Raw genomic sequence first — 15581 nt, 5'->3', positions numbered from 1 at the left:
GCCCAACGCGCCGCCGCCGTGGCCGCTGCAGGCGGTGCTGGAGCCCCAGGCCGGGCTGGCCCCGTGGCCGGCCGACGCGGGAAGGTTTGATGTGGTGTACAGCGCCAACACCCTGCACATCATGAGCTGGGCGCACGTGCAGGCCCTGTTCGCCGGGCTGCCGGCCGTGATGGCTCCGGGGGCATTGCTGTGCGTGTACGGACCGTTCAATTACGGCGGGGAGTACACCAGTGACAGCAACCGGACCTTTGATGCGTGGCTGAAGGACCGCGACCCGGCCTCGGGCATCCGCGATGCCGAGGCCGTGGATGCGCTGGCCGCCGCGCAGGGACTGGCGCTGATCGACGATGTGGAAATGCCGGCCAACAACCGCCTGCGGGTGTGGCGGCGTTGAACGCGGCCGGCATGGCGTGTCCCTACACGCGGCCGAGCCGGCACCCGTAGCGACGCGCCATGCGCGTCATCGGTAACCCAATCGCGCTCAAGCCACCTGCACGATATGCAACGCCTTGGGGTTCCGCCACTGCGCGAGCAGGGCGGCTTCCCGCGCCTTGGCGCTGTGCAGGTGCGCTTCCTTGACGTGCCCGTAGCCGCGGATGTGTTCGGGAATGCTGGCGATCTCCACCGCCAGCGCCACCCGGTCATCGTCCAGCCCGGCCAGCAGTTCGTCCACGGTGCGTGCGTAGTCCTCGATCAGCTGGCGCTCACTGCGGCGCTCTTCGGTACGACCGAACACGTCGAAGGTGCCACCGCGCAGGAACTTCAGCTTCGCCAGCAGGCCGAACGCCTTCATCATCCACGGCCCGTATTCCTGCTTGATCAGCCGGCCCTGTTCGTCCTTCTTCGCGAACAGCGGTGGAGCCAGATGGAAGCGCACTTCGAAGTCGCCTTCGAACTGCTGCTGCAGGCGTCGCTGGAACTCGCCGCTGGTGTACAGGCGGGCCACTTCGTACTCGTCCTTGTAGGCCATCAGCTTGAAGTAGTAGCGTGCCACGGTTTCGGTCAGCGCGGTGCTGCCGGCCTTGTCCCACTCCGCCACGCGGACCTTGTCCACCAGCGCGCGGTAACGCGCGGCATAGGCGGCGTCCTGGTAGTCGGTGAGGAAGCGCACGCGGCGGTCGATCAGTTCGTCCAGCGAACGCGACAGGCGCTCGTCGTCCAGCGGCAGGAACGCCACGTCGCCCTGGTCGGCACGGCCGGGCAGACCGCGCAGCTCGCGCTCGTCGCCGGTATTGCGTGGAGCCGCGTTGGCACCCCACTCGTTGCCTTCCCATTCGCCCGGCGGCAGATCGTGCAGCGGGCCCGGGGTACGTTCGGCGTCGGTGTGGCCATTGCGCACCAGTCCGGCGGCCTGCTGCACCGCCTGCGGGTCCACTGCGGCCAGCCGGCCCCAGGCGAAGGCCTGCTGGTTCATCGCCACAGCCGCGCCATTGAGCTCGATCGCGCGCATCAGCGCCTCGAACGAGATCGGCACCAGGCCCTGCTGCCAGGCGTAGCCCAGAATGAACAGGTTGGCGGCGATGGCGTCGCCCAGCAGCGCGGTGGCCAGCTGGGTGGCGTCCAGCAGCAGCGGCTCGCGACCGCCGAGTGCCACGCGGATGCCGGCAATGATGTCGGCGGCCGGGAACTGCATGTCCGGGCGGGTGGTAAACGTGCCCGGCATCGCTTCATAGGTATTGAGCACGACCTGCGAACGCTCGGCGCGCACCTTCGACAGCGCCCAGTAGTCATTCACCACCACCATGTCGCAGCCCACCACCAGATCCGCCTCACCGGCGGCAATGCGCACCGCGTGGATGTCCGACGGCGTGCGCGCAATGCGGATATGCGTGGTGACCGCGCCGCCTTTCTGTGCCAGACCGGTCTGGTCGAGCACGGTCGCTCCCTTGCCCTCCAGATGTCCGGCCATGCCGAGCAGTGCGCCGATGGTCACCACGCCGGTACCGCCGACGCCGGTGATCAGGATGTTCCACGGCTGTTCCAAGGTGCTGCGGAACACCGGTGCCGGCAGGTTGTCCAGCAGCGCGCTGCCGTCGCGACGCGCGCCCTTGCGCGGGGTGCCGCCGTGCACGGTGACGAAGCTGGGGCAGAAGCCGGTGGTGCAGGAATAGTCCTTGTTGCAGTTGGACTGGTCGATGTCGCGCTTGCGTCCGAATTCGGTTTCCTTCGGCAGCACCGACACGCAGAAGCTCTTCTTGCCGCAGTCGCCGCAGCCCTCGCAGACCAGTGAATTGACCACCACCCGCTTGGGCGGGTCGACCAGCTTGCCGCGCTTGCGACGACGGCGCTTTTCGGTGGCGCAGGTCTGTTCGTAGATCAGGATGCTGGTGCCCTTCACTTCGCGCAGCTGCTTCTGCACCGCGTCCAGTTCGGCACGGTCGAAGAACTCCACGCCTTCGGGGAACAGCTCACGCTTGTTCCATTTACCGATCTCATCGCTCACCAGCACGATGGTCTGCACGCCTTCGGCGCGCATCTGGTGGGCAATCTGCGGCACGGTCAGGGTGCCGTCGACCGGCTGCCCGCCGGTCATCGCCACCGCATCGTTGTAGAGGATCTTGTAGGTGATGTTGACCCCGGCGGCGATCGCCTGGCGGATCGCCAGCGAGCCGCTGTGGAAATAGGTGCCATCGCCGAGGTTCTGGAACACGTGCTCGGTGTCGGTGAACGCCGCCTGCCCGGCCCAGGTGACGCCTTCGCCACCCATGTGGGTGAAGGTGTCGGTGCTGCGGTCCATCCAGGTCACCATGTAGTGGCACCCAATGCCGCCCAGCGCGCGTGAGCCTTCCGGTACGCGGGTGGAAGTGTTGTGCGGGCAGCCCGAGCAGTAGTGCGGCACGCGCGGGAAGCTGGCGCGCGGCAGCGCAAGCTCGGCTTCCTTGGCGTCCATCCAGCGCAGGCGCTGTTCGATTGATTCGTTGCTGAAGAAGCGCTGGATGCGTCGGCCGATCACGCCGGCAATCGTGGCCGGAGTCAGCTCGTTGGTCGACGGCAGGATCCACTGGCCCTGCTCGTCGTACTTGCCGACGATGGACGGGCGCGGACCGGCGCTGGCGGGCCAGTTGTAGAACTGCTCCTTCATCTGACGCTCGATGAAGGCACGCTTCTCCTCCACCACCACGATGTCTTCCAGGCCTTCGGCGAAGCGCGCGATACCCACCGGCTCCAGCGGCCAGGTCATGCCGACTTTGTACACGCGGATGCCGATATCGGCACATGCACGCTCGTCCAGCCCCAGGTACTCCAGCGCCTGCAGCACGTCGAGATAGCTCTTGCCGGTGGTGACGATGCCCAGCCGCGCACGCGGCGAGTCCATCACGATGCGGTCGATCTGGTTGGCGCGGGCAAACGCCTGCGCCGCCTTCACCGCATAACGGTGCAGGCGCATTTCCTGGTCCAGCGGCGGATCCGGCCAGCGGATGTTGAGTCCCCCGGCCGGCATCTCGAAGTCCTCGGGCAGCACGATCCGGCGCGCGAACGGATCGACCTGCACCGAAGCAGAGGACTCCACGGTTTCGGCAATCGTCTTGAATCCGATCCAGCGCCCCGTGTAGCGACTCATCGCCCAGCCGAGCAGGCCCATGTCGAGGATGTCCTGCACCCCGGCCGGATTGAGCACCGGCATCATCGCGCTGACAAATTCGTCCTCGCTGCCGTGCGGCAGGGTCGAGCTGCGGCAGGCATGGTCGTCGGCGGCCAGTGCCAGCACCCCGCCGTGCAGCGAGGTGCCGGCCGCGTTGGCGTGCTTGAATACGTCGCCGCAGCGGTCCACACCCGGACCCTTGCCGTACCACATGCCGTACACGCCCTGGACCTTGGCCCCGGGAAACAGGTTGGTCTGCTGGGTGCCCCAGACCATGGTGGCTCCGAGATCCTCATTCAGGCCGGGGGTGAACTTCACCTTGGCCGCTTCCAGATGTCTGCGCGCCCGCCACAGCTCCAGATCGAAGCCACCCAGCGGGCTGCCACGGTAGCCACTGATGAAACCGGCGGTATCGAGGCCGGCCGCCTGGTCGCGCAGCTGCTGCATCAGCGGAAGGCGCACCAGCGCCTGCACCCCGCTCAGATAGATGCGACCGTCGGTCCGGGTGTACTTGTGATCCAGCGTGTAGCTGTCATCCAGCGCGCCGGGCTGGTTGGCGGACGAGGGCGAGGTGAGTTCGGCGGTACTGGTCATGGCTGGCCCGGAATGACGGCTGGCACGGCCGCGCAGAGGCGACCGGAAAGGTGCGGATTGTAACAGTGACGCAAATTCCACACTTTTCATGGCCTCCAGGGGTCGCATCGGGGCGCTATCTGCGGTTAGGATCGGGGAGGGAGGTTGTGTGACAACCTGGGGGAGTTTTTATGGCAGTGGCAAGAAAAGTGCTGTCCAGCGTCGTGCTGGCAGCGGGGATGGCAGTGTTCGGGGCGGCAGCGCAATCGGTGCCGGCACTGCAGGAGTTCTACTTCGACGACGACGTGGCTGCTTCCGTTCCGGAAGTGGTGCCTGCCGATGCGGGCGATCTCGTCGATCAGCTGATGAAGCAGCGCGAACGTGGCCGCAAGGCACTGGACGCCACCGTGCAGCTGGCCAGCGTGGCCTATGCGCAGGGCCGTCCGGAGCTGGGCGAGCAGTTGTATGCCGAGGCGGAAAAAGAGGCGTCCGCCAATTCGGCCCAGGGCCGCATGGTGCGCTGGAATCATGCCTGGGCCCTGTACCGCCAGGGCGACACCGAAGGTGCCATGGCGCTGTGGCACAGCGCCCAGTCCGGGCTGCGCGGCAACGCATCGTGGGTGCCGCCGACCTATGCACTGGCGTTGTGGACCGCGGGGCGCAAGGACGATGCGGTGAAGTGGTACGCCGCCGCCGTGCGCACCGAGCCGCAGCGCTGGAGCAGCACGGCGGGCTATGCCCAGCAGCTGCCCACCTGGCGCGATGCCGAGCGTGCGACCCTGGCCGAAGTACAGCAGGCCTGGGCGGCCAACCCTCCGGCCTGGCCGTAACGCGGTATCAACCGTCCGCGCTGACGGTCCGCCCGCGCGCCCATTCGCGCAGGGCGCTCACCTGTTCGGCCATCAGCACTGACAACGGCCGGCTGTTGCGGATTTCCTGCATCAGCAGGTCGGTGTCGAGCACGCGCTCCTCGGCATGTGCGGCGTACAGGCCGGACACGACCGCCTGCTCGATTTCCGCGCCTGAGAAGCCATCACTGGCAGCGGCAAGCGCAGGCAGCGCAAAATCGTCGGCGTTGAGCTGGCGTCGCCCCAGGTGCAGGCGCAGCAGCTCCACGCGGGTGTTGGCGTCGGGCAGGTCGACAAAGAAGATCTCATCGAAACGTCCCTTGCGCAGCAGCTCGGCCGGTAGTTCGTGCACCTGGTTGGCGGTGGCCACAATGAAGACCGGCTCTTTGCGTTCGGCCAGCCAGGTCAGCAGGTAGCCGAGCACGCGGCGCGAGACCCCACCGTCTTCGCCGCCGCTGGCCAAGCCCTTTTCGATCTCGTCGATCCACAGCACACACGGTGCCAGCTGCTCTGCAGAGGTCAGGGCCTGGCGCAGGTTCTTCTCGGTTTCGCCATGGAATTTGTCGTACAGGCTGCCGAAGTCCAGGCGCAGCAGCGGCACCCCGAAACCGGCCGCCGTGGCCTTGGCCAGCATGGACTTGCCGCAGCCCTGCACGCCCAGCAGCAGCATGCCCTTGGGCGGGTCCAGCCCGGCTGTACCCGCCGAACCGCCGAGGAAGATCGAGCGGCGCTGGTTGACCCATCGCTTGAGCCGGTTGGCCCCGGCCACGTCGGCAAAACGAGTGGTGTCGTACTCATAGTGCAGATGACCGGCACGGTTGAGCAGTTCGAATTTCAACCGGGCCAGCTGCGGCAGGTCGTCCTGGCTCAGTGCGCCATCCGCGAAAATCAGCTGGCGGGCGATGCGCCGCGCATCCACCATGCTCAAGCCGCGCAGGTTGCGCAGGATCAGCTGTACCGCTTCGTTGTCCACCTCCACCCGCTTGCCGCCGTTTTCGCGGGCATAGGTGGCCGCTTCCTCGCGCAGCATCTTCAGCAGGGCGTTCAGGTCGGGCAGGCGCGGGTTGAAGCGGGTGGCCAGTGCCTCCAGCTCGGCCGGCAGCTCCACCTTGGCTCCCACCAGCACCAGCACGTGGGCTTCGCAATGGCGGCGCTGGACCAGGTCGCGCAGTGCGCGCTGGTGGCTGGCATAGCCCAGGTAAGGGTGGAAATCGAGCAGCAGGTAGATGCCGCGCTGTTCGGCCTGGCGGATCATCTGCAGCGCCGAACTGGCGTCCGGCGGGCCGATGGCGTCGTCTTCCTTGTCCATGTCGATCCGGCGCAGGCCCTCGGTGATCGACCAGCGGTGCAGGGCGCGCCACACGTGCATCAGGGTCTGGCGGAACAGCTCCACCACCCGGCCCTCGTCCTGGGTCTCGATGACAATCAACGGGGTGTTGGCGCGGATCAGTGCGCTCAGGTCCTGTAACTCGCTCATGGGGCTGCATTCCTTTGGATCGCGCACGATAGCAAAGCGCCGCAGCCCGGACGAGGTTCAGCCGCGCGACTATCTCCGTCACGGGCACCGGTGTACGCTCAAGCCAGGTTCCCCATCGGAAGCGAGGCGTGCATGAAGACGATCCTGGTCGCCGGTTCCAAGGGTGGCGTGGGCAAGACCACCGTCGCCACCCATCTGGCGGCCTTTGCCGCCCTGGCCGGCAAACGGACCGTCCTGGCCGACGCCGACCCGCAGGGGTCCAGCACCCGCTGGGCGCAGCGGCGGGCCGGGCTCGAAAGCGCGGTACTGCCCATAGATGCCACCCGAAAGAAGGGCCTCAAGCAGATTCCCGATGACACCGACGTGGTGATAATCGACGCTCCGGCAGGCGGGCTGGCCGACGATCTGGAACATTTCCTGGATGTCGCCGACGCCGTGGTGGTGCCGGTCCTGCCGTCGGCGCTGGACATCGAAGCCATTGTGGGTTTTCTCAACAGCTTGGCCAAGGTGCCACGCGTGCACAGCCGCAAGCTGCCGGTAGGGCTGGTGCTCAACCGCACCAAGCCGTGGACCCAGACGTCGCAGCAGGCCATCCAGATGCTGGCCGAATGGCCCTACCCGGTGGTGGCGCAGCTGCGCGACAGCCAAAGTTATGTGGTCACCACGGGGCTGGGGCGTGGCCTGTTCGATTACCGCTCCGCGCAGGTGCGCGAGCATCAGAGTGACTGGGAGCCACTGCTGCAGTGGCTGAAACTGGATTGATCCGGAAGGAAACCTCATGCGAGAACTGATACTGCTGCGCCACGCCCACGCCGAACAGGCCAGTACCGGACAGGCCGACCTGGACCGTCCGTTGTCGGCCACCGGCCTGGCCGAGGCCGAGGCCGCCGGCAAATGGCTGAAGGACAACAACCTGCGTCCGGACTGCGTGCTGTGCTCGCCGTCCCGGCGCACCCGCGAAACCCTGGAGGCAGTGCTGGCCGCGACCGGCGTGGTCGAACATCGGCTCGAGGACCGCATCTTCGAGGCTACCCCCGGAACGTTGGCAGCCCTGGTGGACGAGCGCCGTGACATCGACCGACTGATGGTGGTCGGCCACAACCCCGGCCTGGAGCAGCTGGTCGCGCTGATGACCGAAGGCATCACCAGCGAGTACCGTGGCATGCCGCCGGCCGGCATTGCCGTGCTGCAGTTCGGACGTGACGCCGATATCGAGCCAGGAGTGGCCAAGCTGACCGCCTTCTGGTGGCCGTAGGCCGTGAAAGCAGTAAAGATCGGACTGCGCTGTCTGCTCGGGCTGGCGGCCGGTTCCGTGCTGGCCGAACCCCCTGTGGCGGCCAGCCCGCCCAACCCGATTGCCACGGCGGCGCAAACGCCAAAGCAGGTGCTGGCGGTGGATACCGCACGTTCGCACTTCGGCTTCGAGATCCGTACCCGGCTGGGCCAGCGGATCGAAGGGGTGTTTCCCCGCTTTGAGGGGCGGGTCGACGTGTTGCCCGACGGTCGCCACCAGGTCCACCTGCGCATGTTCAGCCGCTACGTGGAAATCCCCGGCAAGGCCCGCTACACCGGCTGGATGCGCGGTGAGGAGTTCTTCGATGCCGACCGCTACCCGGTGGTGGAATTCGACTCGCTCCCTTACTGGCCCGAGCTGGTCAGCAAAGGCGGCGGCATCGAAGGCCGGCTGATCCTGCGCGGGGTATCGCACCCTGAGGTGCTGCGGGTGGAACCGGCGGCCTGCCCCCGGGCCGGGTATGATTGCGACGTGGTCAGCCGCGGTACCGTGCAGCGTGGCCGGTATGGAATGGATAGCTGGCAACTTGCCCTGAGTGATCGAGTGACCTTCGTATTGCGTGCCCGCCTGATGGAGGCGGCCAAACCGTGAATCTGCTGCTGCGGCTCCTGGCGCTGGCAACCGTGTTGCTGGGCAGCGGATGTGCGTCCCTGTCCAACGCCGAGCGTGATCGCGCCGCCAGCATTGCCGCGCAGGCCCGCTCGCAGCAGGTGGACTGCACCCAGCCGGACCGCTGCGCGCAGGATTCGCCACTGCGCGCGCTGGGTGGCCAGGCCTTCACCGAATCCACCGTGGACACCCCACGCCACTACGCCACCATCCTGGACGAGGGTGAAACCTCGCTGGTGGCGCGGATCAACCTGATTCGCAGCGCCACCCGCAGCATCGACCTGCAGACCTACATCTTCGACAAGGATGACAGCGCCCGCCTTGTGCTGGAAGAACTGCAGGCCGCCGCCCGGCGCGGGGTCAAGGTGCGGGTCCTGATCGACCAGCTCTCCGCCATCTCCGACCTGCAGATCCTGGGCGCGCTTGCCAGCAGCCATGAAAACTTCCAGCTGCGGGTCTACAACCCCACCTTCGGCAAGGCCAAGCTCAACTACTTCGACTACGCCGGCAGCGTGCTGTGCTGCTTCCGTCGCTTCAACCAGCGCATGCATAACAAGCTGCTGGTGATCGACGACGCGTTGGGTGTGGTCGGTGGACGCAACTACCAGGACGACTATTACGACTGGGACAGCGAATACAACTTCCGCGACCGCGACGTCATCGTGGCCGGCCCGGAAGTACGCGCGATGGCGGTCAACTTCGACGCGTTCTGGCACGCCCCGCGAAGCGTGCCCGCCGAACGCCTGAACGACGTCGGCCGCACCCTGCTGAAACAGGGTGTTCCATCCATGCCGCCGCTGGACTACCGCCGCCCCGAACGCGTGGCCCAGGTCAGCGAAGAGGCCAGCGATGCGGACTATGTGCGCCGCACCTTCGTCGATACCGCATTGCCGGTCGCTTCGGTGCGCTACGTGGCCGACCTCCCACGCAAGCACCGTCGCGAGCAGGCCAGCCAGCCGGCCAACGGTCAGCACGTGACCGAGCCGCAGCTGGACGCGCTGATCGCCAGTGCCCAGACCGAGGTGCTGCTGCAGACCCCGTACCTGGTGTTATCCAAGCCGGCACGCAAGCTGTTCAAGGAGCTGCGCCAGCGCGAGCAGGCACCGCGCGTGGTGGTGTCCACCAACAGCCTGGCCGCCACTGACAACCCCATCGTCTACGCGTTGTCGTACAAGTACAAACGCCGCAACCTGCGTGAGCTGGGCTTCAACATCTACGAATTCAAGCCGTTCCCGCTGGATGCACCGGTGGACTATCGCAATCTGGTGCCCGCCCCGCTGGGCGTGCCACCCAGCACCGAGCGCCGCAGCAGCCTGCTGGGAGGCAGCGCCGCAGGCAGCAATGCGCGCGGCAGTGGCCGTGGTGGCAGCAGTCGTTCCGGTGCGGCTTCCGGGCCGGTTGCCGTGACCGATGCTGACGGCAGGGCGCAACCCCAACCCACGCCGGGTCCGGCCGCGCGCCGCCGCACCGACGGCAGCGTGGTCGAACGGCGCGTGCTGCGTGCCGAAACCCGACCGTCCTTCCTCGGTACCAAGGCAGTCAACAAGCCGCTGCCGGTCACCCGCAGTGGCGCGCGCATGGGCCTGCATGCCAAGTCGCTGGTAGTGGACCGCCGCGTCGGCGTGATCGGCACCCACAACTTCGATCCGCGCAGCGAGAACTACAACACCGAAGGCGCGGTGGTCATCGACGATCCCGCGTTCGCCGAAGCGCTGGCACAGAGCATCCTGCGCGACATCCAGCCGGACAATTCCTGGACCGTGGCCCCACGCAGCAAGCCGCCGGTGCTGTCCGGCCTGAACTACAGCGTGGGCAAGGCGTCCGAGGCATTGCCGGTGCTGGATTTCTGGCCTTGGCGCTACGCCACCGACTACGAGTTCCAGCCCGGTCCCGCGTGCCCGGAACCGCTGCCGCGTCAGCACGCCGATTTCCACAGCTGCTACACCGCCGTGGGTGACTTCCCCGAAGTGAATGTCGGCCCGAAGTGGTTGCTGGTGCGCATGCTGACCGCCTTCGGTGCGGGTCTGGTGCCCATTCTGTAAATCTTCCTTCTGTACGGAGACGCTGCATGCCCCCGATCTTCCGCGAGCCGGTGTCGATCGACGCCCTCAACGCGCTCAGCCGCAATACCCTGATCGAGCAGCTGGGCATCGTGTTCACTGCCGCTGGCGAGGACTGGGTCAGCGCCACCATGCCGGTCGATGCCCGCACCCGCCAACCTTATGGCCTGCTGCATGGCGGTGCCTCGGTGGTGCTGGCTGAAACCCTGGGCAGCAGCGCCGGCAACCTGTGCGTGGACACCAGCAAGCAGGTCTGCGTGGGGCTGGAGATCAATGCCAACCACATACGTGCCCAGCGCAGCGGTACCGTCACCGGTACCGCCCGTGCCGTGCACGTGGGCCGCAGCACCCATGTCTGGGACATCCGCATCGAGGACGAGGCAGGAAAGCTGGTGTGCACTTCGCGGCTGACCCTGGCCGTGGTTCCGGCGGCCTGAGAATATCTGGCAGACCCCGCTGTGCTGGAGTATCGTGGCCGGATGACTTCCCCCACTTCGGCCCCGCGTGGCGGCGTGGCGCGTGTGTGCCGTTACCTGTACCGCGTTCCCCTGCTGCTGGTTCACATCCTGCTGTTCCTGCCCCTGACCCTGATCGGCATGTTGCCGTTGTGGGCACATGTGCGCGTGGGAAATCGCGCGCTGGGGCATGCGGTGGTCAATGCCTGGCAGGGCGGGCTGATGTGGATCTTCGGTTTCCGCCTGCAGCGCATCGGCACGCCGTTGCCCGGCGCGGTGCTGTTCGTGGCCAATCACGTCAGCTGGGTGGATATCTCCGTGCTGCACAGCCAGCGCATGATGGGCTTTGTGGCCAAGCGCGAGATCGCCAGCTGGCCCGTCGTCGGTTGGCTGGCCGCGCGTGGACAGACCATCTTCCACCAGCGCGGCAGCACCGAGTCGCTGGGCGGGGTGATGCAGGTCATGGTCGAGCGTCTGCAGGAAGGCAAGGCCGTGGGCGTGTTTCCGGAAGGCCGCACCCGCGGCGGCACCGAGGTAGGTCCCTTCCATGCGCGCATCTTCCAGGCCGCCGTGGAAACCCACGTGCCGGTGCAGCCGGTCGCGCTGCGCTATGGCTGGCGCGGCGACGCCCAGACCATCGTGGCGTTTGGCCCGAAGGAAAGCTTCTTCGCCAACTTCCTGCGTCTGCTGGGGGAGCCGGCGCGGCGGGCCGAGGTGCATTTCCTCGACCCCATTGAAACCCACGATCTTGAAGGCCGTCGCCGTATCGCCGAAACTTCGCGTGCGCGCATCGTGGCGGCCATGATGGGCGAGTAGGGCGATGGCGCCCGTTCAAGCGCCCCCGTCGTTGTCTGTAACAGGCTCCGCGCCCATGTTGACCGCTGCCGACTACCGTCCGCCGCGTTGGCTGCGCAATCCGCACCTGCAGTCGATGCTCAGTTCCAGCCGCATGCGCATGCAGCGCGGCCTGGTGCTGCTTGCCTCCACCGGTGCGCTGACCGAAGAGCTCATTCTCGACGGTGGCGAAGGCGTGCGTCTGCAGGGCTGGCACAGCCGTATCGAAGGCCGCGAGCCGGTCGGCATGGCCCTGCTGCTGCATGGCTGGGAAGGCAGTGCCGAGTCCAGCTACATGCGCATGACCGCCGCGCGCATGCTCGAGGCCGGCTATGACGTGGTGCGGCTGAACTTCCGCGACCATGGCAACACCCATCACCTCAATCCCGGCATTTTCCATTCCAACCGCATCGACGAAGTGGTGCAGGCCGCCGGAGACATCGCCCGGCGCTGGCCGCAGCTGCCACTGGTGGCGGCCGGTTATTCGCTGGGGGGCAACTTCGTGCTGCGGCTGGCGCTGCGTGCCCCCGATGCCGGGGTGCCGCTGCGCCGGGTCGCTTCGGTCTGCCCGGTGCTGGACCCGGCCATCACCATGGAAAGCATCGAAAACGGGCCGGCGATGTACGACTGGTACTTCCGGCGCAAATGGGCCGGATCGCTGCGCCGCAAGCGTGACCTGTTTCCCGAGCTGAGTGACTGGGACGACCGCGTACTGAAGCTGGACATCCGCGCGTTGACCGCCTGGCTGGTCGAGCACCACACCACATATGGTTCGCTGCAGGCGTACTTCGACGGCTATTCCATCGCCGGCGACCGCCTGGCCGCGTTGAGCGTGCCCGCCGACATCCTGATGGCCGAGGACGATCCGGTCATTCCCTATGCCACCTTCAACGGCTGGTGCCTGCCGGACAGCGCGAAGCTGGACATCGCGCCCTGGGGCGGTCACTGCGGTTTTCTGGAGAACTGGCGCGGTGACGGTTTTTCCGAGCGCTGGGTGGCCCAGCGGCTGGGTTGCGAAGCCCTGCGCTGAGGTGGGTGGGGCAGTACCGGCGGGGTGTCTTACAATCGAGGTTTGAGCCCAAGCCGGACCGTCATGCAAGACCAGATTCTTGAAGCCCTGCGCCGCAATGCGGCCGATGAAGCCGTGCAGCTGGCGCGGGAGTGGATCCAGAACGAGCCGGCGCAGCCGCACGCGCACCGCCTGCTGGCCTTGGCACAGCAGCAGCAGGGGCACTACGACGACGCCCTGGCGAGCCTGCAGCAGGGCCTGGCGCTGGCACCGGACAGCCCGGAGATGCACCTGCAGCATGCCGGTCTGCTGCTCGCCCTGCGCCAGCTCGAGGCGGCCGGCAACGCCCTGGACCGTACCGCCGAACTCAATCCCAACGAGCAGTCGGCGTATGTGATGCAGGCGCACCTGGCACTGGCCCGCAACGAGACCGACGAAGCCGAGCGGATCACCCGCCTGGCCGCGCGCGTCAACCCCGATCTGCCCGAGGTGGTCGCCCTGCATGGCATGATCGCCCTGCGCCGTGGCGACCACGAGCGGGCGCTGGCGTTGCTGTCGACGGCCAGCCAGTTGCTGCCCAACGACCCGCGCGTTCTGTACGCGCTGGGGTTCGCGCACATGGGCAATGGCACCCTGGCCTTCGCCGAACAGTGCTTCCGTCGCGTGCTCGAGGTCAATCCCGGGCTGACCTCGCTGCAGGGGCTGCTGGTCCAGCTGGCACTGCGGCAGGGCAACACCGAAGGTGCCGCCGAGATCATGCAGCAGGTGCTGGCGCGTCCTGAAGGTGACACCCCGGGCGTGCGCCGTCTGGCGGGTGAGATCGCGGTGCAGGCCGGACAACCCCTGCAGGCGCTGGAGCACCTGCTGCCGCTGCTGGAGCAGTGGCCGTCCGACCGCCAGACCCTGCAGCTGCTGTTGATGGCATGGCAGCGCCTGGGACGTGAGGCGCAGGCCCGCGAGGCCCTCGATGCCGTGCTGGTGACCCACCCACAGGAGCACAATCTGTGGCTGGCACGGTTGGCGGTCGAGCGGGTGGGCAGTGACGATGCGGTCGCCGTGGTCGAACGCTGGCTGGCCGCCATGCCCGACCATCTGCCTGCGCTGGAAACGCGCCTGCGCCTGCATGACATGCAGCAGGACGCGGCGGGAGCGGAAGCGGTTGCGCGCCGCATTGTCGAAATTGAACCTGGCCGCGCCAGCGGCGAGAACCGCCTGGTCGAGGCGATGCTGGAGCGCGATCCCGCCGCTGCGGTGGCCCACGTCCAGCAGCTGCTCGACACCGCGCCGGAGGACGGCCGCTACGCGCTGCGCGCGTGGCTGGGCATGGTCCAGGACCAGGCCGGCCAGCGTGCCGACGCCCTGAAGACCTGGGTTGACCTGCACGTCTCCGAGGCCCCGCGCCGCCTGCCGCTGCCGCCGCAGGCCAAGGCCCCGCTGAGCTGGCCGGACAAGGGTGAGATCACCGACGATGTGGCCGCCCGCCCGATGTTCGTGTGGGGTGCTCCGGGCTCCGGGGTCGAGCGCGTCATCGCCGCCATTGCCGCTGCCAGCCCGGTACTGCGTGGCGACCGCTTCGGCCCCAGGCCGCCCAACGATGCCTTCCAGAGCTACCACGCCCTGCAGGACCTCTCCACCGGCAAGCTCGAGCCGGCGCAGCTGGTCAACGTCTGGCGCGAGCAGCTGCGTGAGCGTGGGCTGGCCGACGCCAACGTGATCGACTGGCTGCTGTGGTGGGACAACGCCCTGCTCTGGGCGCTGCGCCCGCAGCTGCCCGAAGGCCGCCTGCTGGTCGTGCTGCGCGACCCGCGCGACATGCTGCTGCACTGGCTGGCCAACGGCTCGCCGGCTCCGTTCGCGGTCACCTCGGTCAACGAAGCCACCGAGTGGCTGGTACGTGCGATGACCCAGGTCGCCGTCCTGCACGAGCAGGACCTGTACCCGCACGCGCTGGTGCGCATCGACGGCATCGGCAACGACCCCGCAAAAATGGCCGAGCACCTGGGCGGCCTGTTCGGCGTGGTCATGCCGCCGGCACAGACGCTGGGGCCGGCTCGCATGGCCAGCGGCCACTGGCGTGAGTATCAGGAGCCGCTGGCTGCGGCATTCGCGCAGCTGACTCCGGTCGCCGTGCGCCTTGGTTACCCGGAAGCATAAGGAGCCCCCATGAAACTGAGCAGCACCAGCCTGGTCAATGGCCAGCCGATTCCCGCCACGTTTGCCGCGGGCGATGCCGACGGCTTTGCCGGCAACCGCAACCCGCAGCTTTCCTGGAGCGAGGTGCCTGCGGGCACCCGCTCGTTCGCCCTGCTGTGCATTGACCCGGACGTGCCGACCGTGCCGGAAACGGTCGGTCGCCACGACCGTACCGTGCCGGCTGATCAGCCGCGCGCGCCGTTCATCCATTGGGCCATGGCCGATATTCCTGCCGACGTGCGTGAGTTGGCCGAAGGCAGCTGCAGCGAAGGCTTTACCGTGAAGGGCAAGCCGCAGCCGGCCGGACCGGCCGGCTCACGCCAGGGCCTGAACGACTTCACCGGCTGGTTCGCCGGCAATGCCGACATGGAAGGCCAGTACCTCGGCTACGACGGCCCGTACCCGCCGTTCAATGACGAGCTTGTGCACCGGTACTTCTTCCGCGTGTTCGCGCTGGACGTGGCAACGCTGGAGTTGCCGACGCCGTTCACCGCGGCGGATGTGCTGCGGGCGATGCAGGGGCATGTGCTGGCCGAGGCCAGCCTGCATGGGACGTACACGCTGAATCCGGCGCTGGTCTGACATCCGGAGGGCCGGCCAACGGCCGGCGCTACCGGGTCATGATCCATCCGGTAGCGCCCGCCGG

Annotated in this window: 13 protein-coding genes; 11 read left to right on the top strand and 2 right to left on the bottom strand. The window is 67.5% G+C overall.

Translation table 11 applies throughout. The features are described 5' to 3' along the window. Positions 1-394: DUF938 domain-containing protein (locus tag EGJ34_RS13355; protein WP_125360963.1), on the top strand; the 394-nt coding region annotated here is incomplete at its 5' end. A gap of 87 nt (positions 395-481) precedes the next feature. Here the strand turns inward: EGJ34_RS13355 and EGJ34_RS13350 are convergent. Beyond that, positions 482-4177 carry an indolepyruvate ferredoxin oxidoreductase family protein gene (locus EGJ34_RS13350; RefSeq protein WP_125360962.1) on the bottom strand — a complete coding sequence of 1232 codons (3696 nt, stop codon included), beginning with the start codon at positions 4175-4177 and terminating at the stop codon, positions 482-484. 170 nt (positions 4178-4347) lie between these two features. Between EGJ34_RS13350 and EGJ34_RS13345 the strand changes: the two genes are divergently transcribed. Then, on the top strand, positions 4348-4986 hold the full coding sequence (locus EGJ34_RS13345) for a tetratricopeptide repeat protein (RefSeq protein WP_125360961.1): 639 nt from the start codon (positions 4348-4350) through the stop codon (positions 4984-4986). Between the two features lie 7 nt (positions 4987-4993). Here the strand turns inward: EGJ34_RS13345 and EGJ34_RS13340 are convergent, their stop codons facing one another. Further along, complete coding sequence (locus tag EGJ34_RS13340; RefSeq protein ID WP_125360960.1) at positions 4994-6481, bottom strand: AAA family ATPase; 1488 nt, start codon at positions 6479-6481, stop codon at positions 4994-4996. 132 nt (positions 6482-6613) lie between these two features. Between EGJ34_RS13340 and EGJ34_RS13335 the strand changes: the two genes are divergently transcribed. The 9 genes from EGJ34_RS13335 to EGJ34_RS13295 all read left to right on the top strand — a co-directional run bounded on the left by EGJ34_RS13335 (position 6614) and on the right by EGJ34_RS13295 (position 15517). Next, entirely contained in the window at positions 6614-7243 is a 630-nt protein-coding gene (locus EGJ34_RS13335; protein WP_125360959.1) for a ParA family protein, read from the top strand. Positions 7244-7259: 16 nt separating this feature from the next. Next, positions 7260-7736: a histidine phosphatase family protein gene (locus EGJ34_RS13330; RefSeq protein WP_125360958.1), complete on the top strand. Its 477-nt coding sequence runs from the start codon at positions 7260-7262 to the stop codon at positions 7734-7736. A 99-nt stretch (positions 7737-7835) separates the two neighbouring features. After that, entirely contained in the window at positions 7836-8366 is a 531-nt protein-coding gene (locus EGJ34_RS13325; protein WP_260476992.1) for a YceI family protein, read from the top strand. Next, the gene (locus tag EGJ34_RS13320; protein ID WP_125360957.1) at positions 8363-10426 is read left to right on the top strand and encodes a phospholipase D family protein; all 2064 of its coding nucleotides are present in this window, start codon (positions 8363-8365) and stop codon (positions 10424-10426) included. Before EGJ34_RS13325 ends, EGJ34_RS13320 begins: the two co-directional genes overlap by 4 nt. A 26-nt stretch (positions 10427-10452) precedes the next feature. Beyond that, positions 10453-10881 carry a hotdog fold thioesterase gene (locus EGJ34_RS13315; protein ID WP_125360956.1) on the top strand — a complete coding sequence of 143 codons (429 nt, stop codon included), beginning with the start codon at positions 10453-10455 and terminating at the stop codon, positions 10879-10881. A 42-nt stretch (positions 10882-10923) separates the two neighbouring features. Beyond that, a complete protein-coding gene (locus EGJ34_RS13310) occupies positions 10924-11715 on the top strand; it encodes a lysophospholipid acyltransferase family protein (RefSeq protein WP_125360955.1) in 792 nt (263 codons plus the stop codon). A 55-nt stretch (positions 11716-11770) separates the two neighbouring features. Next, positions 11771-12763 (top strand): alpha/beta fold hydrolase, encoded by a 993-nt coding sequence (locus EGJ34_RS13305; RefSeq protein ID WP_125360954.1) that lies wholly within the window; start codon positions 11771-11773, stop codon positions 12761-12763. A gap of 63 nt (positions 12764-12826) precedes the next feature. Continuing rightward, positions 12827-14896, top strand: coding sequence for a tetratricopeptide repeat protein (locus EGJ34_RS13300; RefSeq protein WP_125360953.1), 2070 nt, complete (start codon positions 12827-12829; stop codon positions 14894-14896). Positions 14897-14905: 9 nt separating this feature from the next. Continuing rightward, positions 14906-15517, top strand: coding sequence for a YbhB/YbcL family Raf kinase inhibitor-like protein (locus tag EGJ34_RS13295; protein ID WP_125360952.1), 612 nt, complete (start codon positions 14906-14908; stop codon positions 15515-15517). Positions 15518-15581 lie beyond the last annotated feature (64 nt).

The sequence above is a fragment of the Stenotrophomonas sp. 278 genome, assembly GCF_003935715.1.
Classification (GTDB): Bacteria; Pseudomonadota; Gammaproteobacteria; order Xanthomonadales; family Xanthomonadaceae; genus Stenotrophomonas; species Stenotrophomonas maltophilia_AH.
Note: the sequence above shows the minus strand (reverse complement) of the source record. Positions and strands in the feature narration are given on the sequence as shown.

Coding starts and splice junctions, on each gene's coding strand:
- EGJ34_RS13300 (WP_125360953.1), top strand. CDS start 12,827: ATGCAAGACCAGATTCTTGAAGCCCTGCGCCGCAATGCGGCCGATGAA.
- EGJ34_RS13330 (WP_125360958.1), top strand. CDS start 7,260: ATGCGAGAACTGATACTGCTGCGCCACGCCCACGCCGAACAGGCCAGT.
- EGJ34_RS13340 (WP_125360960.1), bottom strand. CDS start 6,481: ATGAGCGAGTTACAGGACCTGAGCGCACTGATCCGCGCCAACACCCCG.
- EGJ34_RS13295 (WP_125360952.1), top strand. CDS start 14,906: ATGAAACTGAGCAGCACCAGCCTGGTCAATGGCCAGCCGATTCCCGCC.
- EGJ34_RS13345 (WP_125360961.1), top strand. CDS start 4,348: ATGGCAGTGGCAAGAAAAGTGCTGTCCAGCGTCGTGCTGGCAGCGGGG.
- EGJ34_RS13305 (WP_125360954.1), top strand. CDS start 11,771: ATGTTGACCGCTGCCGACTACCGTCCGCCGCGTTGGCTGCGCAATCCG.
- EGJ34_RS13350 (WP_125360962.1), bottom strand. CDS start 4,177: ATGACCAGTACCGCCGAACTCACCTCGCCCTCGTCCGCCAACCAGCCC.
- EGJ34_RS13310 (WP_125360955.1), top strand. CDS start 10,924: ATGACTTCCCCCACTTCGGCCCCGCGTGGCGGCGTGGCGCGTGTGTGC.
- EGJ34_RS13315 (WP_125360956.1), top strand. CDS start 10,453: ATGCCCCCGATCTTCCGCGAGCCGGTGTCGATCGACGCCCTCAACGCG.
- EGJ34_RS13335 (WP_125360959.1), top strand. CDS start 6,614: ATGAAGACGATCCTGGTCGCCGGTTCCAAGGGTGGCGTGGGCAAGACC.